The sequence below is a fragment of the Streptomyces sp. GDS52 genome (assembly GCF_052246875.1).
Taxonomy (GTDB): domain Bacteria; phylum Actinomycetota; class Actinomycetes; order Streptomycetales; family Streptomycetaceae; genus Streptomyces; species Streptomyces cathayae.
Genome location: NZ_CM125966.1, coordinates 2,205,189 through 2,227,995 on the forward strand (window position 1 = coordinate 2,205,189; position 22,807 = coordinate 2,227,995).

Genomic DNA, 22,807 nt, shown 5'->3' on the forward strand with positions numbered 1-22,807 from the left:
TGCGGGGGTTCGGGGGGCGCCCCCCAAATGGTTGCTGCACGCTGGTCCTCCGGACTGTCTACGAGAGTTACGCCGCGGCGAGCTTGGCAGCCGAGTCCGCGTCGACGCAGGCCTGGATCACCGCGTCCAGTTCGCCGTCCAGGACCTGGTCCAGGTTGTACGCCTTGAACCCGACGCGGTGGTCCGAGATGCGGTTCTCCGGGAAGTTGTAGGTACGGATCTTCTCGGAGCGGTCGACGGTACGGACCTGGCTGCGACGGACGTCGGAGGCCTCCCGCTCCGCCTCCTCCTGTGCCATCGCGAGCAGCCTGGAGCGCAGGATACGCAGTGCCTGCTCCTTGTTCTGCAACTGGCTCTTCTCGTTCTGGCAGGAGGCGACGACTCCGGTCGGCACGTGCGTGATGCGCACGGCGGAGTCGGTGGTGTTGACGGACTGGCCGCCGGGGCCGGAGGACCGGTAGACGTCGATCCGCAGATCGTTCGGGTTGATCTCGACGTCGATCTCCTCCGCCTCGGGCGTCACCAGGACGCCCGCCGCGGAGGTGTGGATGCGGCCCTGCGACTCGGTGGCCGGCACCCGCTGCACGCGGTGCACGCCGCCCTCGTACTTCAGCCGGGCCCACACGCCCTGTCCGGGCTCGGTGGCGCCCTGGCCGCCCTTGGTCTTCACGGCGACCTGGACGTCCTTGTAGCCGCCCAGCTCCGACTCGGTGGCGTCGATGATCTCGGTCTTCCAGCCGACGCGCTCGGCGTAGCGCAGGTACATGCGCAGCAGGTCCCCCGCGAACAGGGCGGACTCGTCGCCGCCCGCGCCCGCCTTGACCTCGAGGATGACGTCCTTGTCGTCGCTGGGGTCGCGCGGGACCAGCAGGAGCCGCAGCTTCTCGGTCAGCTCTGTCTGCTGCCGTTCCAGGTCCTTGACCTCGGCGGCGAAGTCCGGGTCGTCGGCGGCCAGTTCACGCGCGGTCCCGATGTCGTCGCCCGTCTGCTTCCAGGAGCGGTACGTGGCGACGATCGGGGTGAGCTCGGCGTACCGCTTGTTCAGCCTGCGCGCGTTGGCCTGGTCGGCGTGGACCGACGGGTCGGCGAGCTTCGTCTCCAGGTCGGCGTGTTCGGTGACGAGTTCCTCGACGGCCTCGAACATCTTGGGCTCCTGCTGCTGCGTGGGAAGGGGAAGGCGGGCGACCAAAAACGCCGGTCCCGGCGGGCGCCTCCGAAAGGAGACGCTGCCGCGGACCGGCGATAGGGCCTGCCTCGCGTTTCCGACAGGATCCGTCGGGCAGGCCCTGGGTGGCTCGCTACTTCTTGGAGCCGGAGGCCTTGCCGAAGCGGGCCTCGAAGCGGGCCACACGGCCACCGGTGTCGAGGATCTTCTGCTTGCCCGTGTAGAACGGGTGGCACTCGGAGCAGACCTCGGCCCGGACGGTGCCGGAGTCGATGGTGCTGCGGGTCGTGAACGACGCGCCGCAGGTGCAGCTGACCTGCGTCTCGACGTACGCGGGGTGGATGTCGCGCTTCAAGGTGTCTCCTAGATCGGGAGGGCGCCGGGTCGCCACCACGGGATGCGGGAGCGTGAACCGGAACCGACGTACCAGTCTGCCAGGACTGGGGCCATCCCCCCAAACCGAGGGTGGCCGTCGTTTGTTCCCGGGGTTTCCCCGAGGCGGGCCCGGCTCGGGGCGGCGGGGCCCGAGGGGGCCGCTCGAGGCGTGCTCACGAGGCGCTGACGACGTCCTTGGCCCCGCCCGTGGCCGTGCCCACCGTCGCCGCGCGCGGGATCGGCTCGTCGTTCCTCAGGGCCTCCCAGACCAGCCCCGCCTTCTCCTTCCACGGCAGGACGCGGTGGGGGGCGGCGGGGTCGTAACGCACCGGCATGGTCACCATGTGCATGCCGCCAGGCTCGATGCCCTTCAGGCCGTCGGCGAAGGACATCAGGGAGTTCACCGAGCCCAGGCCGGAGTCGGTGGTGACGGTCCGGGTGACCGTGTCGGCGACGTCGTAGAGCTTCTTGGGGTCGGTGAGGAGACCGAGGTCCTTCACCTGCCGGACCAGGGCCCTGAAAAAGGCCTGCTGGAGCTGTATGCGGCCCAGGTCGGAGCCGTCGCCGACGCCGTGCCGGGTGCGCACCAGGCCGAGGGCCTGCGCGCCGTCGAGCCGGTGGGTGCCGGCCGCCAGTTCGAGGTGGCTGTCGGGGTCGTCGATGTCCTCGGTGGTGGTGACCTCGACGCCGCCCAGTTCGTCCACGAGTTTCCGGAAGCCGGTGAAGTCGACCTCCAGGTAGTGGTCCATGCGCAGGCCGGTCATCGACTCGACGGTCTTCACCACGCAGGCGGCCCCACCGGTGGCGTACGTGGAGTTGAACATCACACCGTTCGCGGCGGGGCGGGTGCCGCCCCCGGGGTGGGCGCACTCGGGCCGGTCGACGACGGTGTCCCGCGGGACGGACACCACGGACGCCTTCTCGCGGCCCTCGTGGAGGTGCACGATCATCGCGGTGTCGGCGCGGGCGCCGCCGCCGTCGGCGCCGCCGCCGAGCTTCCGGTTGCCCCCGGAGCGGCTGTCGGAACCGAGGACGAGGACGTTCTCGGAGCCGTCAGCGGCCTTCTCGGGCCGGTCGGTGCCGAGGAGACGGTCGATGTCGACGCTCGTGAGGTTGCCGTCGAGTCCCGCGTACACGTATCCGGCGCCGGCGCCGCCCAGGACGAGGACGGCCGCGACGGTCCACGCCATGGCCTTCAGACCGCTGTACCGCCGGTCGTGCGGCGTGCGGCGCCTTCTTCCGTCCCGTGGGCCGGCCTCGGGTGTGCTCTCCGCGGACATGCGCTCCTCAGCTCCTGCCCGGTCGGTCACCCCCCGCGTCCGGCACCGGACGCGGGGGGTGACCCGTACAGCAACCATCGTCCCGCCGTATCCGTCGTCCCGCCGCCCGGCCGGAGGGGGAGTCCGGCGGGCGGCCGCACGGCAGCCGGGCCCGGCCGTCGCGCGGCCGGGCCCGGGGTGTTCTGCTCAGGAGCGGTGAGCACGGCGCTCACCTGCGGTGTTCCGCGCCGTCAGCCGAAGATGCCGTACTGCTGGAAACCGGTGCCGACGGAGATCCGGGTGGCGAAGATCTTGCTCGTGGCCTTCCCGGTGCCCTTGTACAGGTACAGGGTGCCGCCGGGGGTGCGGGCCAGGAAGTCCGCCTTGCCGTCTCCGCTGACGTCGCCCACGGCCGCGAAGGCGTTGTACGTCTTGTTGCTCCAGGTGCGGACCTTGACCCGGCCGGAGAAGGCGCCGGTGCCGGCCTTGCCGGTGCCCTTGTACAGGTACACCGCGCCGGTGCTCTTGTGGCGGGCGATCAGGTCGGTCTTCCCGTCGCCGTTGAAGTCGCCGTGGCCGCGCACCGAGTTGTACTGGTTCCAGCCGGAGCCGGCCTTCACCCGGGCGGAGAAGGTGCCGTTGCCCTTGCCCGGGTAGATCCACAGCACGCCGGCGGAGTCCACGGACAGCAGGTCGGGCAGGTAGTCCCCGGTGACGTCGCCGGGGGCGACGATGCGGGTGCGGGTCTTCCAGTTGGCGAAGATGCGCTTGGTGGACCAGGAGTCGCTGGAGACCACGTACCGGGTCCAGTAGACGGCGCCGTCGCTGCTGCTCCGGTACACCAGGTCCTGGTACCCGTCCCGGTCGAGGTCGGTCTGCAGGACGGTGTTGACGCCCTTCCAGTTGCCCCAGGACCTGCGGGTGGCGAAGGAGGAGCCCTTGGAGTCCAGGGAGTAGCCGGTCGTCGTCGAGGACTTGCGCGCCCACAGGTCGGCGCGGTGGTCGCCGCTGATGTTGGTGTCGTCGACGCGTGCGTAGGCGGCCCCGACATAGCTGCTCACCTTGGCGAAGACGCTGTAGGCGCCCTTCTCGACGCAGTCCCGCACGCCCCAGGAGACGACGCCGACGATCCGGTTGTTCACGACCAGCGGGCCGCCGGAGTCGCCGTTGCAGGCGGAGGTGGTGCCGCTGTCGGCGCCGGTGGCGGGCTTGCCGGCGCAGACCATGTGGCCCTTGACGAAGTCGGCGCCGTAGGTACGGGCGCACGTCGCGTCGGACTGGAGGGGCAGCGTGGCCGCCTTCAGCGTCTCGGAGACGTCCTGGCTGGTGGAGCTGGTGCGGCCCCAGCCGTAGACCTTGGCGCTCTTTCCGGCGGCGTAGGAGGTCGTGTCGCCGGAGGTGGTCATGCGGATCGGGGTGGCCTTGACGCGGTCGGGCAGGGTGAGCACGGCGATGTCGTTGTCGATGGTCGTCGCGTTGTACGACGGGTGGTTCCACTGACGCCAGACACCGGAGACGGTGCCGCCACGCAGGTCTCCGTCGGCGGAGGGGAGCTGTGCGGTCCCCGTGACGACGGCGCCGTTGGCGTTCCAGTCGTATCCCTTGACGCAGTGCGCGGCGGTGAGGATCTTCGTCGGGGCCACGACGGCACCACCGCAGAAGAAGCCGATGTCGTCGCTCGTGCGGCTGGTGCCCCGGTCGTCGTAGTAGTGGAGCTGCGCCATCCAGGGCGCGGAGGTGATGGCGGTCGTGCTGCCACCGATGATCTTCGCGTCGATGACGGAGCCGCTGCCGCCGGCACCGGTGGTGGTGCCGGTGGTGGTGCTCTTGCTCAGCGACGACCGGTTCGCCTGGCCCGCGGTGTCGTCACCGGCGAGCGCGCCGGCGAGGCGCTTCTTCAGCTCGGCCGGTGACGGCGAGCTGAGCTCCGGGGCCGCGGTCGGCTGCGGCTGCGGCAGCGCGGTGGCGGCGCCGGCGGACGAGGTCAGCAGTGCGGCGGTGACGGCCGCGGCGACGCCGGCTGCGGCTACGGGCAGTGCGATTCTGACCCGGCGTCTGTGCCGACCGCCCCCGGACATGGAAGTACCCACTCAAGTCCCCCCTCGGGATCGGAAGTTCGGGTCTCGATGCGAAGATCGGCCCGGAACAGCGCGATCGTACACCTGTCCGAGTACAGGCAAAGGGCCGCTCCCCTCGGAGGGGAGCGGCCCTTTGCCGGGCGGAGCCGAGGCGGCGGGAGTGGCGTCAGTCGCCGTTGCCCGGTGTCGGCGTCGTCTTCTGGATCTGCAGCAGGAACTCGGCGTTCGACTTCGTCTGCTTCATCTTGTCGAGGAGCAGTTCGATCGCCTGCTGCGAGTCGAGCGCGTGCAGCACCCGGCGGAGCTTCCAGGTGATGGCCAACTCGTCGCTGCCGAGCAGGATCTCCTCCTTGCGGGTGCCGGACGCGTCGACGTCCACCGCGGGGAAGATGCGCTTGTCGGCGAGCTTCCGGTCGAGCTTGAGCTCCATGTTGCCGGTGCCCTTGAACTCCTCGAAGATCACCTCGTCCATGCGGGACCCGGTGTCCACCAGCGCGGTGGCGAGGATGGTCAGCGAGCCGCCGTCCTCGATGTTGCGGGCCGCACCGAAGAAGCGCTTCGGCGGGTAGAGCGCCGTCGAGTCGACACCACCGGACAGGATGCGGCCGGAGGCCGGGGCGGCGAGGTTGTACGCACGGCCCAGACGGGTGATCGAGTCGAGCAGCACGACCACGTCGTGACCCAGCTCCACCAGGCGCTTGGCGCGCTCGATGGCGAGTTCGGCGACCGTGGTGTGGTCCTCTGCGGGGCGGTCGAAGGTCGAGGAGATGACCTCGCCCTTCACCGACCGCTGCATGTCGGTGACCTCTTCCGGACGCTCGTCGACGAGGACGACCATCAGGTGGCACTCGGGGTTGTTGTGCGTGATCGCGTTGGCGACCGCCTGCATGATCATGGTCTTGCCGGTCTTCGGCGGGGCCACGATCAGACCGCGCTGGCCCTTGCCGATCGGCGACACGAGGTCGATGATCCGCGTGGTGAGGACACCGGGGTCGGTCTCCAGGCGGAGGCGGTCCTGCGGGTACAGCGGGGTGAGCTTGTTGAACTCCGGGCGGCCGCGGCCGTGTTCGGGCGCCATGCCGTTGACGGAGTCCAGGCGGACCAGCGCGTTGAACTTCTCGCGGCGCTCGCCCTCCTTGGGCTGGCGCACCGCGCCGGTGAGGTGGTCGCCCTTGCGCAGGCCGTTCTTGCGGACCTGGGCGAGGGAGACGTACACGTCGTTCGGACCGGGCAGGTAGCCGGAGGTCCGGATGAACGCGTAGTTGTCGAGGATGTCGAGGATGCCCGCGACCGGGATCAGGACGTCGTCCTCGGTGATCTGCGGCTCGGAGGCCATGTCGTCGCGCCCGCGGCGGCCGCGGCGGTCGCGGTAGCGGCCGCGCCGGCCGCGACGGCCACCGTCGTCGTCGTAACCGTCGTCCTGACCCTGGCCCTGACCCTGGCCCTGACGGCCGCCGCCCTGCTGCTGGCTCTGCTGACGGCCCTGACCGCCCTGGCTGCTCTGACCGCCCTGGCTGCCCTGACCGCCCTGGGTCTGCTGCTGGTCGTCGCCCCGGTGGCGACGGTCACCGCGGTCCGTCCGATCGCTCCGGTCGCTCCGGTCATTGCGGTCGCGGCCGCGGTCACGGCGGTCGCGGCGGCGCCCGTCGTGGCCGTCGTGGTCGGACCTGGCGTCGCCCTGCGACTGCTGCGACGGAGCCTCGGTCTTCGACTCGTCCTGCGGCTCGGGCTTCGACTCGACGGCGGTCTTCTCCGTCGCGGCGGCCGGAGCGCCCGCCTCGGCGGTGACGCGGCGGCGGCGCTCGACGGGGGCGGCCGCCTCGGCGGCGGGAGCCTGCTCGGCCGGGGCGCCGGCCTTCGGGGCCGTCTGGCCGGGAATGTCGATCTGCTGCTGGGCCGCGGCGTCTTCGGCGGCGGCCGGCTTCGTCTCGGCGGCCTCACCCGTACGGGTCCGGGAGGTGGTACGGCGCTTGGGCTTGCTCTCCGCCGCCTCGGCCGGGGCCTCGCTCTTCGGCGCGGCGGCGCCCGCTCCCGCCTGCGCCTCCTTGATGACCTCGATCAGCTGACTCTTGCGCATACGCGCGGTGCCCCTGATACCGAGGCCCGATGCGACCTGCTGAAGCTCGGCCAGCACCATGCCTTCGAGGCCGGTACCGCGGCGCCGCCGGGATCCGGCACCGCCGGCAGGCGCGGAGGCGTCCGTGGCGGGCGCGGCAGCGGTCTCCTCGACACGTGCGCCCATCAGATCGGTGGTGTCGCTCACGAAGGGTCCTTCCCTGGAGCGGACGTCGGCCTGTCTGGCTCGGCGACCGGTTGTGCTGTCCGGCTTCGGTCCTTACTGTGCGGACCGTGCCGGGGCGGTTGTCCGCCGGAACGGCGGGAGGAATTTCTGGTGATGGCGCTTGCCGAGCCGTGACATCCAGTGTCACGTGGCGCGGTCGCACCGGTTCCGGAGCGTGCTCGGGGGGCCGTTCAGTGTCCGCGTGTGCCGTACTGTGCGCGTACGGCGCAGAGAACACGGTGTGGCTTGGGGAGCTCCCGGAAGAATGTCTGTCCCGAACGGGGACACGAGGCACCTCGCCGTGGTGGGGTCGGGTGCAGACTTGAGGTTAACACTACCGGATCCAACAAACATTCCCCCTCTCCTCATCCGGCAACCGTGTCATCCGGCAACCGTGTGTCAGGCGGCAAGCGGAAGCACGCTCGCTCCCTGCAGATCGAGACGGAGCCGGTTGGCGGCCCAGTCGGCGCCGGCCAGTGCTTCGACCTTGTCTGCGGTGTCGGCGTCGGCCAGCGCCATGACGGTGGGCCCGGCACCGGAGATCACCGCGGGGACTCCGTCCGCGCGCAGCCGCTCGACCAGCGCCGCGCTCTCGGGCATGGCGGGGGCCCGGTAGTCCTGGTGCAGACGGTCCTCGGTGGCGGGCAGCAGCAGCTCGGGACGCCTGGTCAGCGCCTCGACGAGCAGGGCGGCACGGCCCGCGTTGGCGGCGGCGTCGACGTGCGGCACGGTACGCGGCAGCAGGCCGCGGGCGGTCTCGGTGAGGACGGGTTTACCCGGTACGAAGACCACCGGGACGATCGATTCGGCGGGCTCCAGCCTGATCGCGCGGGCCACGCCGCCCTCCATCCAGGAGAGGCTGAAGCCGCCCAGCAGGCAGGCCGCGACGTTGTCGGGGTGGCCCTCGATCTCGGTGGCGAGTTCGAGCAGCGCGGCGTCGTCGAGCTTGGCCTCCGCGCCTATGGTCACGGCGCGGGCGGCGACTATGCCGGCGCAGATGGCGGCCGAGGAGGAGCCCAGGCCCCGGCCGTGCGGAATGCGGTTGGCGCAGACGATCTCCAGGCCGCGCGGCTGTCCGCCCAGCAGGTCGAAGGCGGTGCGCAGGGAGCGCACGAGCAGATGCCTCTCGTCGCGCGGGAGGGTCTCACCGCCCTCACCGGCGATGTCGATGTGCAGCCCGGCGTCGGCCACCCGGACGACCACGTCGTCGTACAGGCCCAGCGCGAGGCCCAGGGCGTCGAAGCCCGGACCGAGGTTGGCGCTGGTGGCGGGGACGCGCACCCGGACGGCGGCGGCGCGGAAGGCGGGACCGGCCATCGCTCGTTGACTCTCCTTGAGCTGGTGACTGTCGTGGGATCTGGGCGACTGTCGATTGAGCTGGTGACTGTCGAATGACATGCGACGACGTACGAAACCCCGAGGTCGCCGCCGACCAGGAGGGCCGGCCGCTTTCCGCGCCTCTCGGCGGTCGCTTCCGGACCACGGGGACGACGCGGTACCGCGGCATATGCGGCGGGTGGGTTGACTACAGCCTATCGAAGGACGGTTCCGTGTCGACATAGGGCGCACGGGAGGCGCACGATGCGTGTCGTAAGCCCCTTGTGCACCCCCTGAGGGAGACCTCCCCCGGCAAGCGCCCTCTTACGCCCTTCCTGCCGTCCGATGCGGCGGCTGCGGGGCGCGGAGGGCGCCCGAAGGGGCCGGGGGCGCACGGGCCCGCCGACCCCGTCGCCCCCCTCGGTCCTGTCAGACCAGCCCGAGCCGCTCGGCGGCCGCGGCGGCGTCCACCGGGACGGTGACCGGCTGCGGGGCGCCGGCGACGGCCCAGTCCGGGTCCTTCAGACCGTTGCCGGTGACGGTGCACACGATCTTCTGCCCCGGGTCGACCTTGCCCTGCTCGGCGGCCTTCAGCAGACCGGCGACCGACGCGGCGGACGCGGGCTCGACGAAGACGCCCTCCTGCGAGGCCAACAGCCGGTAGGCGCGCAGGATCTCACGGTCCGTCACCTCGTCGATGAGGCCGCCGGACTCGTCCCGCGCGGCGAGCGCGTACTGCCACGAGGCCGGGTTGCCGATCCGGATGGCGGTGGCGATGGTCGCCGGGTCCTTGACGACCTCGCCGCGCACGATCGGGGCGCTGCCGGAGGCCTGGAAGCCCCACATGCGCGGGGTCCGGGTGGCCACGCCGTCGGCGGCGTACTCCCGGTAGCCCTTCCAATAGGCGGTGATGTTGCCCGCGTTGCCCACCGGGAGGACGTGGATGTCGGGGGCGTCGCCGAGCATGTCCACGATCTCGAAGGCGGCCGTCTTCTGCCCCTCGATACGCACCGGGTTGACCGAATTGACCAGCGCCACGGGGTAGTTGTCGCTGAGCGCGCGGGCGAGGGTGAGGCAGTCGTCGAAGTTGCCGTCGACCTGGAGGATCTTCGCCCCGTGCACCAGGGCCTGGCCCATCTTGCCGAGCGCGATCTTGCCCTGCGGCACGAGCACCGCGGAGACCATCCCGGCGCGCACCGCGTAGGCGGCGGCGGAGGCGGAGGTGTTGCCGGTGGAGGCGCAGATGACGGCCTGCGCGCCCTCCTCCTTGGCCTTGGAGATGGCCATGGTCATCCCCCGGTCCTTGAAGGACCCGGTCGGGTTGGCACCCTCGACCTTGAGGTGGACCTCGCAGCCCGTGCGCTCGGAGAGCACCTGCGCGGGCACGAGCGGCGTACCGCCCTCACGGAGTGTCACGACCGGCGTGGTGTCGGCGACCGGCAGCCGGTCCCGGTACTCCTCGATGATTCCGCGCCACTGGTGGGTCATTGCTGCTTACTCTCCTTCAACCCGCATGATGCTGGCGACACCGCGCACGGTGTCGAGCTTGCGCAACGCCTCGACGGTGCCGCCGAGGGCCGCGTCGGACGCACGGTGGGTGACGACAACGAGGGATGCCTCCCCGTCCTTGCCCTGCTGGCGGACCGTGTCGATCGAGACCCCGTGCTCCGCGAACACGGTCGCGACCTGGGCGAGAACACCCGGCTTGTCGGCCACGTCGAGGCTGATGTGGTACCGCGTGACGACATCACCCATCGGCGAGACCGGCAGCGCCGCGTAGGCGGACTCGCCCGGTCCGGTGGCCCCGCCCAGCCGGTTGCGGCAGACGGCGACGAGGTCGCCGAGCACGGCGGAGGCGGTGGGCGCCCCGCCGGCGCCGGGCCCGTAGAACATCAGCTGCCCGGCGGCCTCCGACTCCACGAACACGGCGTTGTAGGCACCGCGCACCGAGGCCAGCGGGTGGGTGAGCGGGATCATCGCCGGATGCACGCGCGCGGTGACGGAGGCGCCGTCCCCGGCCCGCTCGCAGATGGCGAGCAGCTTGATGGTGCAGCCCATCTCCTTGGCCGAGGCGATGTCGGCGGCGGTGACCTCGGTCATGCCCTCGCGGTGGACGTCGTCGAGCCGCACCCGCGTGTGGAAGGCGATCCCGGCGAGGATGGCGGCCTTGGCGGCGGCGTCGAAGCCCTCGACGTCGGCAGTGGGGTCGGCTTCCGCGTACCCGAGGGCCGTGGCCTCGTCGAGCGCCTCCTGGTAGCCGGCGCCGGTGGTGTCCATGGCGTCGAGGATGAAGTTCGTCGTCCCGTTGACGATGCCGAGGATCCGGTTGACCTTGTCGCCCGCGAGCGACTCTCGCAGCGGCCGGATCAGCGGGATGGCACCGGCGACGGCGGCCTCGTAGTAGAGGTCCTTGCCGTGCTCCTCGGCGGCGGCGTGCAGCGCGGCACCGTCCTGGGCGAGCAGCGCCTTGTTCGCGGAGACCACGGACGCGCCGTGTGCGAAGGCGGTGGTGATCAGCGTCCGCGCGGGCTCGATCCCGCCGATGACCTCGATGACGACGTCGAGGTCGCCCCGTTTGACGAGGGCGGTGGCGTCGGTGGTGACCAGCTCGGCCGGGATGCCCTCCCGCACCCGGTCGGGGCGCCGCACGGCGACCCCGGCGAGCTCCACCGGGGCGCCGATGCGGGCGGCGAGGTCGTCGGCCTGCGTCGTCATGATGCGCGCCACCTCTGAGCCGACCACTCCACAGCCCAGCAGCGCCACCTTCAGCGGACGCGTACGCATCATCCGACCTCGTTTCCCGATTACCGTCTCGATTGCACCAGTCTCACTCACCGGACGGAAGTTTCTGCCCTTTGTCCGGATCGTGAGACATCAATTTCATTGCGGAGCCCGCGAGAACCGAAGATCTTCCACCTCGCGGTGCCTCGCGGTGCCTCTCGTGTCTCACTCGTACCTCACCCGTACCTCACCCGACGTCGAGGCGGAGGAGGTCCTCCTCGGTCTCGCGCCGGACGATCACCCGTGCCTCGCCGTCCGCGACGGCGACGACGGGCGGGCGGAGAACGTGGTTGTAGTTGCTGGCCATCGACCGGCAGTACGCCCCGGTGGCCGGTACGGCGATCAGGTCGCCCGGCGCCAGGTCCGCCGGCAGGAAGGCGTCGCGCACCACGATGTCCCCGCTCTCGCAGTGCTTGCCGACGACCCGGCTGAGCATCGGCTCGGCGTCGGAGCGGCGGGAGACGAGGGCGACGCTGTACTCGGCGTCGTACAGCGCGGTGCGGATGTTGTCCGACATCCCGCCGTCGACGGAGACGTAGGTGCGCAGGCCGTCCAGCGGCTTGACGGTACCGACCTCGTACACCGTGAAGGCGGTCGGCCCGACGATGGCACGCCCCGGCTCCACGGAGATGCGCGGGACACCGAGGCGGGCGGCCTCGCACTCCCGGGTGACGATCTCGGTCAGCGCCTTGGCGATCTCGTGCGGCTCGCGGGGGTCGTCGTCGCTGGTGTAGGCGATGCCGAGGCCGCCCCCGAGGTCGATCTCGGGCAGCTCGACCCCGTGCTCGTCACGGATTTCCCTGAGCAGCCCGATGACCCGGTGCGCGGCGACCTCGAACCCCGACATGTCGAAGATCTGCGACCCGATGTGCGAGTGGATCCCGATGACCTCCAGCCCGTCCAGCCGGAGCGCCCGCCGCACGGCCTCGGCGGCCTGCCCGCCGGCGAGCGGGATCCCGAACTTCTGGTCCTCGTGGGCGGTGGCGATGAACTCGTGGGTGTGCGCCTCGACGCCGACGGTGACCCGGATCTGCACCCGCTGCCGGGTGCCGAGCGACTGCGCGATGTGCGCGACCCGGACGATCTCCTGGAAGGAGTCGAGCACGATCCGCCCGACACCGGCCTCGACGGCCCGGCGGATCTCCGCCACGGACTTGTTGTTGCCGTGGAAGGCGATCCGGTCGGCGGGCATACCGGCGGACAGGGCGGTGGCCAGTTCCCCGCCGGAGCAGACGTCGAGGTTCAGCCCCTCCTCGTCGAGCCACCGCACGACGGCCCGGGAGAGGAACGCCTTACCGGCGTAGAACACGTCGGCGTCGTTCCCGAAGGCACTGCGCCAGGCCCGCGCGCGGGCGCGGAAGTCGGTCTCGTCGAGGATGTAGGCGGGGGTCCCGAACTCCTCGGCGAGCCGCGTCACGGAGATCCCGCCGACGATGACCACACCGTCCTCGTCACGGCCGACGGTCTGCGCCCACACCTTCGGGTCGAGGGCGTTGAGATCGGCGGGCGGCGCGGAATAGTGCCCCTCGGGGAGGACGTCGGCGTAGCGGGGTCCGGCGGGGTGTGCGGAACGGCTCATTCTTCGCGTGCTCTTTCACAGATGGTCGGGTGCGTCGATGCCGAGCAGGAACAGGCCGCCGGCCAGCACCGTCCCGGCGGCTTCGGCGAGCGCGAGCCGGGCGCGGTGGGCGGCCGAGGGTTTCTCCTCACCGAGGGGCAGCACGGTGGGGAGCAGGGGCTGCGTGGCATCGGCGACGGTGACGAGGTGCCGGGCGAGCCGGTCGGGGGCACGGTGCCGGGCGGCAGCGGCCAGGACGCGGGGGTGGTCGGCGAGGGCGGCGAGCAGGGGCCGGGTTCCGCTCACGTCGACGGGGCCGGGCTCGGGAGCGAACCCGAGGTCGGCGGCGTTGCGCAGGAGGGCACGGGTACGGGCGTGGGCGTAGCGCACCCGGAAGAGGGGGTTGTCCTCCCGCTGGACCAGGTGCTCGCCGGTGATCCGGGGCCGGTCGTGCGCCGCGGGCCGGAGCAACGCCCACCGCGCGGCGTCCCGGCCGAGGGGCAGCGGGTCACCGGGAGCGGGCACGGGCCGGACCTCGACCCGGGGGGCGTCGTACGGGTCACCGTCGCCGGCGCCGTCGAGGACGACCCCCAGGCCGTCCAGAACGGCATCCCACTCGGGCGCGGAGACCGCCGCATCGCACCTGGTCCGCACCTCCACACCCTGGGACCGCAGGATGCGCGCGAGGGCGTCGACCTGCACCAGGGCACGCACCTCGGCGGCCCCGTGCAGCAGCACCCGCTCCCCGCTCGCACCGTACCGATGCCCGTAAGGAGTGCTGCCGGCGCTCCCGGCCCGCAGGATCTCCTCCACGAGGGCGGCGGGAGCGGCCCCCCGCAGACTGATGTTGATGAACCCGGGCCCGGTGACGACGACGTCACTGATGCCGCCGTCCTGGCCGTCCTGAAGGAGCCGGGCCCGCAGCACCTCGGCGACGTGCCGGGGCGTGTGCCCGGCCGGGCCGGCCAGCTGAAGCGCGACGTTGGTGGCGTACTCCCCGCAGCCCCCGGGTCCCGGCGGCGCGAGGGCGACCCGCTCGGGAACGGTCACCCGCAGCTCCCCTGCGTCGACAGCACGACGCACCGCGTGCAGCACGGTGCGGGAGAGCTCGACGGGGGTCACGGGACCAGCGTAGGGGAGGAGGGGGGTGGGTGGGCGAGCCGTTTCCCCGGGAGTCCGCCATGTGGACGCCTTGCCGGACAGGTCCTACCCCCCGGCGTGCCCGGCGGCCCGCTCGGCGCCCCCGGTACCACGACCACCGCTCCTGCCCCCGTCGCCCCCGTTACCCCCGCATCGCCGCCGCTCGATCAACTGCCCGACGACGCGTACGAGTTCACTGGGCTCGAAAGGCTTGGCGAGGAAGGCGTCGACCCCGACCTCGAGCCCGCTCTCGACCTCGTACTGGGTACAGGCACTGATGATGGCGAGCGGAAGCTCACGGGTACGGGGATCGGAACGCAACCGGGCCGCCGTCCTGAGCCCGTCCAGCCGCGGCATGGCGACATCGAGGGTGACGAGGTCGGGCCGCACCTGATGGACGACTTCCAGACACTCGGCACCATCGGCCGCGGTCACGACCTCGATGCCCTCAAGCTCGAGATTGACCCTGATCAACTGCCGGATGACCTTGTTGTCGTCCACAACAAGAACCCGGCGCGACGCCCCTGGCACCACTCGAGAGTAGGTCGAGACCGGCCACCGCGTCCGCGTTTTCCGCACTTCCACCCCCAGGGGTGCCCCGCGAGCACCCAGGGTGACGCCCTCCGGGAAACGGGTTCCTACCCACCCCTCCAGAACTGGTACTGTTCTACCCGTCGAAGCGATCACCGCAACCGACACGCCCCCGTAGCTCAGGGGATAGAGCAACGGCCTCCGGAGCCGTGTGCGCAGGTTCGAATCCTGCCGGGGGCACCCAGTATGAGGTGCCCAAAGACCCCGTCACCAGCGGAAACGCTGAGGCCGGGGTCTTCGCGTATGTGCATCCGGGTGCGTCAGCCGGCGTTCGGCCACTCCTCAGGGGGCGGAGGCGGCGCCGGGTCGTCCCGCCGCTCCACTCGCCGCGTGTTCTCCCCTCGCAGGCTCGTCAACCACGGCCACAGATCCGGCAGAGGCCGTGCCGGGCAGACGAGACCGTGCTCGACGCGGCACCGCTGGAACTGATCCGGCGGACACACTCCGTAGACCGTCACCCGCCCGTCGAACAGCTCGATCCACCGATGCTCCGGCGGCACCGTATGGGCCGGCGGGCGCAGGTCCGGCTCCAGCAGCACCCAGTCCTGTTCGAGTGTCGCCACCCGGTCCTGCGGCAGCCCGCAGTACGGGCAGCGGGACTGCCCACCACCCAGTCGCCGCGGCCCCTCTCCCGAAAGCCTCATACCGTGAGGGTCGCCAGCGCGCCGGCCCGGGCGTAGAGCGCGAACCGGACGGAATCCCTGGGGCAGCCGTCCGGCAGGGGGACGGGAGACGACGCGGCAGGTCCGGCCGGCAACCCGCGGCCGACGGCACACGGCCGAGACACGGCGAAGCCCCTCGGGCCGCGCGGGCTGGAGGACCGACGGCCCACGCGCGTGATCACTCGTGCTCGCGCAGGAGTTCCTCGATCTCGCGGTTGACGATCTGGCCGGGGATGAGCGCCGGTTCCCGAGCCTGCTTCTTCCCCGCGGTGGGCTGGGTCTCCGTCAGCTCGACACGACCGCGGTGCCTGCCGCAACCCCGCCGACCTTGCCGGGCGAGCCTTGCCGTTCGCATTGCGGATGTCATGGCTTCACACACCCCCACGCGTCATGACTACAAGTCATATCACCCTTACGCATCGTTACTTCATCACGCGCCAAGGGGAGATCTACATCACAGTGGCCCGACATGAAAGCCCACCGATCGCTGCGCAGGTTTCCTGGCGAGAGCAACAACCGGAGGGCGGGCACCCAGGAGGTACTGCTATGAGTGTGACCTCGGCAAACTCACTTTCGATCCCCCGACTGCGCGACCGGGCTGCCGTCCTCGTCGTCATCGTGGTCGTCTACGTCCCCGTCGCACAGATCCAAGACGTGCTGACCAGCCTGATCGCGCTGTCAGCGGTCCTGGTCTGTGGCTCCGCGGTGAGCGCCGTATCAGCCCGACGGCCGCAAGCGACCGCAGACGGCCACGTGACCGTCGGCTAGACCCGAAGAGACACTCTCCCCCGGCCTCCCTCACCGGGAAGCCGGGAGAGCCGCCCGCGCCCCGGCGTGCCCGATCGAGCGGGAAACCACGGGGAACACGGGGCAGTCACAGGAGCCGGACACGAGAACGGCTCCGACCGGACACCCGTGCCAGGAGGCTTTGGAGGAGGCCTCCTGGTGTTGGCCTGGTCATTGACCGCAGGAAATCTCAGCCAGCCATTCCGGGGTGTGGCACTCAGCGAATGACCACTTCCGGTCCGAGTAGCGGTCGTCCGTGCTGTCGGTGTACACCTCAAGCCCGCCCTGCGGCGTCAAGCGGTAGTACTCGCGGATCGGGTCACCTTCCACAGTGGGATGAGTCACCTTCAGTTCCGCGCTCTCACCACTCTTCAGGGCTCGCCGGAGACAGACGATTTCCCGCACCGCCTGCTTCTGTATCTCCTCACCCTGGGCCAAGCTCACTTCGCCACAACTTGAAAACTCGGTTCTGGACTCCCAGTGGTCCTTGACCGGATCGCCCAGCATCCCGCAGCCTGCCCCCAGCAAGGACATGGTCGCCACCGCAACGAGCCGCGCGCGGACCGAAACGGCCGTCCCCCAGCGACGACAGGCCCTGTTCCGGCCTGTCGTCCGCGTCAGGTCCGCCGACCCCACCCGTCGCAACCGGTCCGGCACATCGTTGCCGACGTACGCGAGTAGACCCGTTTCCGTTCCCAAAGCCCCTCCCCGAATCCAGTACTTGATCGCGGCCGCACCACACCCGTCAGCTCCGGCACGAGATGCACCGATGCCGCTTCTCCGGACCGTTGGTCCGGCCGACCGCGGTGAGGATGCCCGCCTCGGCGAGGGTCTGCACATCACGAGTGGCCTGCTGGGAGTCCAACCCTTCGCTCTTCTCGTAACGGGAGCGGCACACGCGTACGGCCAGGGCCACTTCGTGGAGGGCGGCGACCTGCCGTTCGCTGACACTCAGGGCGTCAGCGTGCCGGTCGAGCAGCCATGGAACAGGAAGGGTCCAAGAACTCGAGGATGGAGCGCCTCCCTGCCCTGACAGTGTCCGGGCGCCGTGAAGTCAGTACAAGGCCTCGGCGGCTTTGGTCAGTGGCCCACCCGCGTCACCTGTGTTGAGGACCCCTGCCGGTTCCAGCAGCAGGATGGCGGTCTCCTCGTCGGCCACCGGGGCAGTGTTCGACACCGCGGGGCACCACGAACAGCTCGCCCGGTTCGAGCGTGACGTCGCCGTCCCTGAGCTGGATGGTGAGCCGGCCGCTGATGCCGAGGAACAGTTCGTCGGTGTCCTCGTGGGTGTGCCAGACGAATTCACCCTTCAGCTTGGCCAGCTTGACCTCGTAGTCGTTGGAGAGGGCACACCGTCCCGAAGTCGTGAGCACTTTGGAGACTGCTGTCCTGGTGTCGCTCATGTGAGCGCTTGAGTGACACATGCCCGCTGACTGTTCACGGTTTTCGGCATGGCACCCGTCGCCGACGCCGACCCCGCAGCACAGGGGCCGCACAGCTCTCCGCACCACCCGGCGGGCGCCGTTCTGGGCAGTGGCTCGTGCCGGGAACGCCGTCGACGCCATGCTCGGCCTCGCCGCCCTCGCCGCCCCGGGCCCGGGGCGGTTCGTACCTCGGCACCCGAGGGTCTCACCGCCCTGTGCGGCTCCCGCGTCACCGTCATCAAGGTCTGACATCGACGTCGGGGCGGGGTGCCCGGCCGGGGGCTCCCTCCGGGAGGAGCCGCAGCGGCTGAAGGGGAGGGCCGGATTGTCCGGCCCTCCCCTTGTGTGTGCCGGGAGTTACTCGGTGACCTCGTGGCCGTGGCCCTCGTGCAGGCCGCCGCCGCTGCCCGCCGAACCCTCGGTGTTCCGCGGCGCCACCGGCTTGCTCAGCGGGCTGGTGTCCCAGGCGTACCGGCCCACCGCGTTGGCGATGACGTCGATGTTGACGTCGAACGCCTTCATGCTGATGTTCTTCAGGTTGTCGCAGGCGGCGTGGTAGCAGGCGTCGTACGCGACACCGGCCTTGCCTCCGTACGCCTTCGCCTGCTCGGCCGTCTTGATGCCCTCGGCGCCGGTGAAGGTGCCGCCCGAGGGGATGCCCACCTCGATGAACGGCCCGTAGTCCGACCGGCCGGTGAAGTCGGTGCCCTCGTACGGGATGCGCCGGCTGTCCAGGTAGTCGGTGATCTGCCGCTCCAGCTGTGCCGAGCCCTCCGGGCCGGGGCCGGCTCCGACCCGGTCGGAGTCGTCGCCGTCGTAGACGAACTGGGCGTAGTTGGGCGAGGCGATCATGTCGAAGTTCAGGTACAGCTTGATCTTCGCGCGGTCCGCCGCCGAGAGGCTGTCGACGTACGCCTCCGAGCCCAGCAGGCCGAACTCCTCGGCCGACCACCAGGCGAAGCGCACCTTGTTCCCGGTCTTCTCGTGGGCGAGGTTCAGGGCCACGTCGAGGATGCCGGCGGAGCCGGAGCCGTTGTCGTTGATGCCCGGGCCGTCCGCCACCGAGTCCAGGTGGGCACCGAACATCACCACGTTGTCGGCCTTTCCGCCCTTGGTCTCGGCGATCACGTTGTAGGTGCGCCGGGTCTCCGAGAAGGTGCGGATCTCCAGGTTGACGGTCACCTCGCCGGCGGCGGCCTTGGCCGCGAGCGCCTCGCCGTCCGCCTGGGTGACGCCGCCTGCCGGAATCTTGGCGACGGCCGGGTCTCCCAGGGTGCCGCTGAGCGCGCCCTCGGTGTTGTTGTAGATGATCGCGCCGGCCGCGCCCGCGCCGGCGGCGGCCTCCTGCTTCTCCGCGAAGGTGCAGCCGCCGCGCTTGATCAGCGCGATCTTGCCGGTGAACGTCCCGGAGGCGTAGTCCCCCGGCTCGCAGCCGGTGGTGTCGTCGACCGGCACCACCGCGACCGGTGCGGTGATGCCGCCGACCGGGCTGCTGGCGGAGTACGTCATGGCGGTCACCGGAACGTCCTGCTGCTGCGGCGACACCACCCGCAGGCTCTGCGCCAGCGTCTCGGTGAACGGGAAGTCGAACGCGTTCCGGGTCACCGAGTACCCGGCCTTCCGCAGCAGGCCTTCGACGTACTCGGCCGACTGCCGGTGCCCCTTCGACCCGGCCACCCGGGTGTTCCCGTTCTTGTCGGCGATCCGCTGGAACTGTCTCAGATGCTCGTGGGCATCCTTGGCGTCGCTCTTCTTGACGAGCTTCTTCGCGAGCTTGGCAGCCTCCTTGGCAGGGTCGCTGTGGGCGGAGGCGGTGCCCGAACCGATCAGCAGCAGCGGCGTTATGAGCCCTGCGACGGATACGGCGACTACCGTGGTGCGGCGGTTCCGAGCGTTCAAAGCGCTTCCTTCCGGTGGTCCATGAGGAATGGGTGTAGAACCGAAAACAGGCCGAACGACGTGCGGTGGTACTCCGGACAGGCGGGGATGGCTGGATCGCTCCACCCCTACCACCGGCAAGGAGAAAGGTATCTGCTCGATAAACGCTTGGTAATGGGTCGACGGGAATCTTCGGCGTCACCGCCACCCGTACGCACGATCGGCCGTCGCTCCAGTGGAGTTGACCGGAAGTCACCGGCGCCGCCCGGCGCCGCACCAGGCACGCGTTCGCACCGTGGCGACGTGTCACCCGGTTGCCGGGCCGGGCCGGGCGAGCCGGGCCGGGCCGGCCGGCGGGGTCGTGGGTCAGTGGCTGTCGGTGAGTTGTCCGGCCAGGCGTCGGCGCATGTGGGCGCTGGGCTCGTTGAGGCCCGTGACGGTGACCTTCTTGCCCCGTCGGGCGTACTTGGTCTCGATGGCGTCCAGGGCGGCCACGGACGAGGCGTCCCAGATGTGGGTGCCGGAGAGGTCGATGACCACGTCGTCCGGGTCGCCCTTGTAGTCGAACTGATGGACCAGGTCGTTGGAGGAGGCGAAGAACAGTTCGCCGGTGACCGAGTAGACGACCTGTGTGCCGTCGGGGTCGACCACCCCGGAGACGTCGGCCAGGTGGGCCACCCGCTTGGCGAAGATGACCATCGCGGTGACGGAGCCGACGACGACGCCGACGGCGAGGTTGTGGGTGGCGACCACGACGATCACGGTGGTCGCCATGACCACGGTCTCGCCCGGCGGCATGCGCTTGAGGGTCTTGGGCCGGACGGAGTGCCAGTCGAAGGTGGCCACCGACACCATGACCATGACGGCGACGAGGGCGGCCATGGGGATGTCGGAGACGACGGGCCCGAAGACGATGCACAGCACCATCAGGAAGGCGCCGGCCAGGAACGTGGACAGGCGGGTCCGGGCGCCGGAGACACGGACGTTGATCATCGTCTGGCCGATCATGGCGCAGCCGCCCATGCCGCCGAAGAACCCGGTGACGATGTTGGCGATGCCCTGGCCGACGGACTCGCGGGTCTTGTCGGAGTGGGTGTCGGTGATGTCGTCGACGAGCTTGGCCGTCATCAGCGACTCCATCAGTCCCACCAGCGCCATGGCGAGCGCGTACGGGGCGATGAGGGTCAGCGTGTCCATGGTGAAGGGCACGTCCGGCAGGCCGGGGACGGGCAGGGAGGACGGCAGTTCGCCCCGGTCGCCGACCGTGGGGACCGCGATGCCGGCGGCGACGGTGATCACGGTCAGCACCACGATGGAGACCAGCGGCGCCGGAACGGTCCGGGTGACCTTCGGGAAGAACACCATGAGGGCCAGGCCGGCGACGACGAGCGGGTAGACCGCCCAGGGGACGTCGCGCACCTCCGGCACCTGGGCCATGAAGATCAGGACGGCGAGCGCGTTGACGAAGCCGACCATCACCGAGCGGGGCACGAACCGCATGAGCTTCGCCACGCCGAGGGCCCCCAGAACCACCTGGAAGACACCGGCCAGGATGACGGCGGCGACCAGGTACCCCAGTCCGTGCTCGCGGTTGAGGGGGGCGATGACGAGGGCGACCGCGCCGGTGGCGGCGGAGATCATCGCCTTGCGGCCGCCCACGACGGATATGACGACCGCCATGGTGAACGAGGCGAACAGGCCGACGCCGGGGTCGACGCCGGCGATGATCGAGAAGGAGATGGCCTCCGGGATCAGGGCCAGGGCCACGACCAGCCCGGCCAGCACCTCGGTACGGAGGACCTTGGGGGAAGCGAGCCAGTCGGGCTTGGACATGCGCGGTTTGAGGGCCGCGGACAGCGGTGAGGACATACAACCGTTCCTGTTCGGGCGCACACGTCCATGCCGCTGGACGCACGTGCGCGTCGTACCGACTCCGCAAGGTGTGGAGTCTTCGGCGGTCCGGCCGCCTCGGCGGGACCCTGCCGGACAGGGCGGCAGCCATCCGGTGCCGGTCGGGCGTCATCGCCCGGAAGTCTTCGGGTGCCGTCCGGGTCCGATCGGGACCCCGCCACGGCGGTCGCGCTCCGGGCCGCACGCCGGAACGGCGGGGACGAGCGCAGCGGGAAACTCTACCCGGCAAGGGGCCCGGGCCCGCTGCGCGGCATCGCGCCCGGTGCCACCGTGGTGCCGGACCTGATGGGGGCGCTGAGGACGCACCCGAGGCCCGGCCCGAGGGGCGCCCCCCGTGCTGGTACCGGCGATCGGCGGTGGGCGGTTCGCGTGGCCCCTTCGGTGGCGTGTCACCTGCTGGAAGAGGACCCTGGAGGCAGGGGCGACGTGATGGAGAGACCCCATGACTCGGACCGGTACAGGCCACAAGGCGCACACGCCGTTCTTTTCCCGCCCGGGCGTCCGCCGCCTCGCGCCGTTCGTCCTGATCACCGCGATCGCTCTGATCTTCATCTTCGAGAACCGCGCGAGCGTCGAGATCCGGCTTCTCGTTCCGATGGTGACCATGCCGCTGTGGGGCGCCCTCCTGATCGCCTGGGCCCTCGGCATGCTCGCCTGCCTCTTCACCCTGCGTCGACGCTCGAACCGGCGCCCATGACGGACGGGGTGGGTTCAGGCGACGGCACCGCGTCCCTCCCGAACGGTTTGCCGCCGCCGGTACGGGCTACGCGGGCGGTGCGACGCACCGCCGACGCGGGAACCGGAGGTTTTCATGACCACGCGGATACGTGACGTGATGTCGCCCGGCACCGCCGCCGTCGAGCCCATGACCACGGTGGCGCGAGCTGCCCGGCTGATGCGCGAGCAGGACATCGGCGATGTCCTGGTGACGTACGACTGTGATCTGTTCGGCATGCTCACCGACCGGGACATCGTGATCCGGGCCCTCGCCGAGGGCCTCGACCCCGCCGCCACGTCCGTCGGCTCGGTGTGCACCCGCCCGCCGGTGGTGACCCTGGCGCCGGACGACAGCACCGATCACGCGATCGAGCTGATGCGGCGGTACGCGGTGCGCCGCCTGCCGGTGGTGGAGCGCGGCGGCTGCCCGGTCGGCATCGTCAGTCTCGGCGACCTCGCCACCACCGAGGACCCGCGTTCGGCCCTGGCGGACGTCAGCAGGGCCGCCCCCAACCGTTGACGGAGGCACATCGTGCGCGACGAAGACCCCGACGCGACCACTCGGGAGGCGCCGAGGGCGCGCTCCGGGGCGATCGGCCGGCGGTGGCCGCGGACGGGCACCGAACCGGTCACCGCCCGCAGTCCGCTCCGGCTGCGGCTGCTGCTGGCGGGTGCCTTCCTGCCGCTCTTCACCGCGGCGGCCGTGCTCTTCGGCCTCTGGGCCGCGGAATCCGGGCCCGGCGACAGCCCCGGCCGCGGCGCGCTGGTCATGCTCACGGTCGTCTGCGGTGTGCTCGCCCTGTCGGCGGCGGTCGATCTGTGGGTCGTGATCCGTCGGCTGCGGCGCGAGCGGGAAGCCGGCGCCTCACGGTAGCGGGGCAGCC

General features: G+C 70.8%; 21 protein-coding genes and 1 tRNA gene. 5 read left to right on the top strand and 17 right to left on the bottom strand.

The genetic code is table 11. From position 1 onward, the window contains the following. Positions 1-67 precede the first annotated feature (67 nt). The 11 genes from prfA to ACTWJ9_RS09860 all read right to left on the bottom strand — a co-directional run bounded on the left by prfA (position 68) and on the right by ACTWJ9_RS09860 (position 14,566). Positions 68-1,144, bottom strand: a complete 1,077-nt coding sequence (gene prfA, locus ACTWJ9_RS09810; RefSeq protein WP_279333851.1) for a peptide chain release factor 1 — start codon at positions 1,142-1,144, stop codon at positions 68-70. Between the two features lie 154 nt (positions 1,145-1,298). Next, the gene (rpmE, locus tag ACTWJ9_RS09815) at positions 1,299-1,520 is read right to left on the bottom strand and encodes a 50S ribosomal protein L31 (protein ID WP_279333852.1); all 222 of its coding nucleotides are present in this window, start codon (positions 1,518-1,520) and stop codon (positions 1,299-1,301) included. 193 nt (positions 1,521-1,713) lie between these two features. Beyond that, positions 1,714-2,820, bottom strand: a complete 1,107-nt coding sequence (locus ACTWJ9_RS09820; protein ID WP_443295583.1) for an LCP family protein — start codon at positions 2,818-2,820, stop codon at positions 1,714-1,716. Positions 2,821-3,050: 230 nt separating this feature from the next. Further along, entirely contained in the window at positions 3,051-4,877 is a 1,827-nt protein-coding gene (locus ACTWJ9_RS09825; protein WP_443295872.1) for a trypsin-like serine protease, read from the bottom strand. Positions 4,878-5,043: 166 nt separating this feature from the next. Beyond that, positions 5,044-7,140, bottom strand: a complete 2,097-nt coding sequence (rho, locus tag ACTWJ9_RS09830) for a transcription termination factor Rho (protein WP_279333854.1) — start codon at positions 7,138-7,140, stop codon at positions 5,044-5,046. 417 nt (positions 7,141-7,557) lie between these two features. After that, complete coding sequence (gene thrB / locus ACTWJ9_RS09835) at positions 7,558-8,475, bottom strand: homoserine kinase (protein WP_279333855.1); 918 nt, start codon at positions 8,473-8,475, stop codon at positions 7,558-7,560. Positions 8,476-8,904: 429 nt separating this feature from the next. Beyond that, a complete protein-coding gene (gene thrC, locus ACTWJ9_RS09840) occupies positions 8,905-9,963 on the bottom strand; it encodes a threonine synthase (RefSeq protein WP_279333856.1) in 1,059 nt (352 codons plus the stop codon). A gap of 6 nt (positions 9,964-9,969) precedes the next feature. Continuing rightward, on the bottom strand, positions 9,970-11,262 hold the full coding sequence (locus ACTWJ9_RS09845) for a homoserine dehydrogenase (RefSeq protein ID WP_384201015.1): 1,293 nt from the start codon (positions 11,260-11,262) through the stop codon (positions 9,970-9,972). A gap of 181 nt (positions 11,263-11,443) precedes the next feature. Further along, complete coding sequence (lysA, locus tag ACTWJ9_RS09850) at positions 11,444-12,835, bottom strand: diaminopimelate decarboxylase (RefSeq protein WP_387036900.1); 1,392 nt, start codon at positions 12,833-12,835, stop codon at positions 11,444-11,446. 15 nt (positions 12,836-12,850) lie between these two features. Beyond that, entirely contained in the window at positions 12,851-13,936 is a 1,086-nt protein-coding gene (gene nrtL / locus ACTWJ9_RS09855) for an ArgS-related anticodon-binding protein NrtL (RefSeq protein ID WP_279333859.1), read from the bottom strand. An 84-nt stretch (positions 13,937-14,020) separates the two neighbouring features. Next, positions 14,021-14,566, bottom strand: coding sequence for a response regulator (locus tag ACTWJ9_RS09860; protein ID WP_387036939.1), 546 nt, complete (start codon positions 14,564-14,566; stop codon positions 14,021-14,023). A gap of 87 nt (positions 14,567-14,653) precedes the next feature. On the opposite strand from ACTWJ9_RS09860, the gene ACTWJ9_RS09865 reads away from it, so the two are divergent. Then, positions 14,654-14,725, top strand: a tRNA-Arg gene (locus ACTWJ9_RS09865). An 80-nt stretch (positions 14,726-14,805) separates the two neighbouring features. Here ACTWJ9_RS09865 and ACTWJ9_RS09870 read toward each other — a convergent pair. Both ACTWJ9_RS09870 and ACTWJ9_RS09875 read right to left on the bottom strand, forming a co-directional pair. Then, positions 14,806-15,189 (bottom strand): DUF6083 domain-containing protein, encoded by a 384-nt coding sequence (locus ACTWJ9_RS09870; RefSeq protein WP_387036904.1) that lies wholly within the window; start codon positions 15,187-15,189, stop codon positions 14,806-14,808. Positions 15,190-15,385: 196 nt separating this feature from the next. Beyond that, a complete protein-coding gene (locus tag ACTWJ9_RS09875) occupies positions 15,386-15,562 on the bottom strand; it encodes a hypothetical protein (protein WP_387036906.1) in 177 nt (58 codons plus the stop codon). A 191-nt stretch (positions 15,563-15,753) separates the two neighbouring features. Between ACTWJ9_RS09875 and ACTWJ9_RS09880 the strand changes: the two genes are divergently transcribed. After that, the gene (locus ACTWJ9_RS09880) at positions 15,754-15,975 is read left to right on the top strand and encodes a hypothetical protein (RefSeq protein ID WP_387036908.1); all 222 of its coding nucleotides are present in this window, start codon (positions 15,754-15,756) and stop codon (positions 15,973-15,975) included. 189 nt (positions 15,976-16,164) lie between these two features. Here the strand turns inward: ACTWJ9_RS09880 and ACTWJ9_RS09885 are convergent, their stop codons facing one another. The 4 genes from ACTWJ9_RS09885 to ACTWJ9_RS09900 form a co-directional block, all read right to left on the bottom strand. Continuing rightward, entirely contained in the window at positions 16,165-16,692 is a 528-nt protein-coding gene (locus ACTWJ9_RS09885; RefSeq protein WP_443295584.1) for a hypothetical protein, read from the bottom strand. 398 nt (positions 16,693-17,090) lie between these two features. Continuing rightward, positions 17,091-17,396 carry a cupin domain-containing protein gene (locus ACTWJ9_RS09890; protein ID WP_388702671.1) on the bottom strand — a complete coding sequence of 102 codons (306 nt, stop codon included), beginning with the start codon at positions 17,394-17,396 and terminating at the stop codon, positions 17,091-17,093. 378 nt (positions 17,397-17,774) lie between these two features. After that, positions 17,775-19,316: a M28 family metallopeptidase gene (locus ACTWJ9_RS09895; RefSeq protein ID WP_443295585.1), complete on the bottom strand. Its 1,542-nt coding sequence runs from the start codon at positions 19,314-19,316 to the stop codon at positions 17,775-17,777. 345 nt (positions 19,317-19,661) lie between these two features. Next, positions 19,662-21,164: a SulP family inorganic anion transporter gene (locus tag ACTWJ9_RS09900; RefSeq protein ID WP_388702675.1), complete on the bottom strand. Its 1,503-nt coding sequence runs from the start codon at positions 21,162-21,164 to the stop codon at positions 19,662-19,664. A gap of 484 nt (positions 21,165-21,648) precedes the next feature. On the opposite strand from ACTWJ9_RS09900, the gene ACTWJ9_RS09905 reads away from it, so the two are divergent. The 3 genes from ACTWJ9_RS09905 to ACTWJ9_RS09915 all read left to right on the top strand — a co-directional run bounded on the left by ACTWJ9_RS09905 (position 21,649) and on the right by ACTWJ9_RS09915 (position 22,797). Beyond that, a complete protein-coding gene (locus ACTWJ9_RS09905) occupies positions 21,649-21,903 on the top strand; it encodes a hypothetical protein (protein ID WP_279333867.1) in 255 nt (84 codons plus the stop codon). A gap of 114 nt (positions 21,904-22,017) precedes the next feature. Next, positions 22,018-22,443 carry a CBS domain-containing protein gene (locus ACTWJ9_RS09910; RefSeq protein WP_279333868.1) on the top strand — a complete coding sequence of 142 codons (426 nt, stop codon included), beginning with the start codon at positions 22,018-22,020 and terminating at the stop codon, positions 22,441-22,443. Positions 22,444-22,455: 12 nt separating this feature from the next. After that, entirely contained in the window at positions 22,456-22,797 is a 342-nt protein-coding gene (locus tag ACTWJ9_RS09915) for a DUF6343 family protein (protein ID WP_388702679.1), read from the top strand. Positions 22,798-22,807 lie beyond the last annotated feature (10 nt).

Bases quoted from the DNA above. Each gene is read 5' to 3' on its own strand.
- ACTWJ9_RS09905 (WP_279333867.1), top strand. From the start codon at position 21,649: ATGACTCGGACCGGTACAGGCCACAAGGCGCACACGCCGTTCTTTTCC.
- prfA (WP_279333851.1), bottom strand. From the start codon at position 1,144: ATGTTCGAGGCCGTCGAGGAACTCGTCACCGAACACGCCGACCTGGAG.
- ACTWJ9_RS09910 (WP_279333868.1), top strand. From the start codon at position 22,018: ATGACCACGCGGATACGTGACGTGATGTCGCCCGGCACCGCCGCCGTC.
- lysA (WP_387036900.1), bottom strand. From the start codon at position 12,835: ATGAGCCGTTCCGCACACCCCGCCGGACCCCGCTACGCCGACGTCCTC.
- ACTWJ9_RS09845 (WP_384201015.1), bottom strand. From the start codon at position 11,262: ATGATGCGTACGCGTCCGCTGAAGGTGGCGCTGCTGGGCTGTGGAGTG.
- ACTWJ9_RS09820 (WP_443295583.1), bottom strand. From the start codon at position 2,820: ATGTCCGCGGAGAGCACACCCGAGGCCGGCCCACGGGACGGAAGAAGG.
- ACTWJ9_RS09880 (WP_387036908.1), top strand. From the start codon at position 15,754: ATGAGTGTGACCTCGGCAAACTCACTTTCGATCCCCCGACTGCGCGAC.
- ACTWJ9_RS09825 (WP_443295872.1), bottom strand. From the start codon at position 4,877: ATGTCCGGGGGCGGTCGGCACAGACGCCGGGTCAGAATCGCACTGCCC.
- ACTWJ9_RS09900 (WP_388702675.1), bottom strand. From the start codon at position 21,164: ATGTCCTCACCGCTGTCCGCGGCCCTCAAACCGCGCATGTCCAAGCCC.
- ACTWJ9_RS09870 (WP_387036904.1), bottom strand. From the start codon at position 15,189: ATGAGGCTTTCGGGAGAGGGGCCGCGGCGACTGGGTGGTGGGCAGTCC.
- ACTWJ9_RS09875 (WP_387036906.1), bottom strand. From the start codon at position 15,562: ATGCGAACGGCAAGGCTCGCCCGGCAAGGTCGGCGGGGTTGCGGCAGG.
- thrC (WP_279333856.1), bottom strand. From the start codon at position 9,963: ATGACCCACCAGTGGCGCGGAATCATCGAGGAGTACCGGGACCGGCTG.
- ACTWJ9_RS09890 (WP_388702671.1), bottom strand. From the start codon at position 17,396: ATGAGCGACACCAGGACAGCAGTCTCCAAAGTGCTCACGACTTCGGGA.
- thrB (WP_279333855.1), bottom strand. From the start codon at position 8,475: ATGGCCGGTCCCGCCTTCCGCGCCGCCGCCGTCCGGGTGCGCGTCCCC.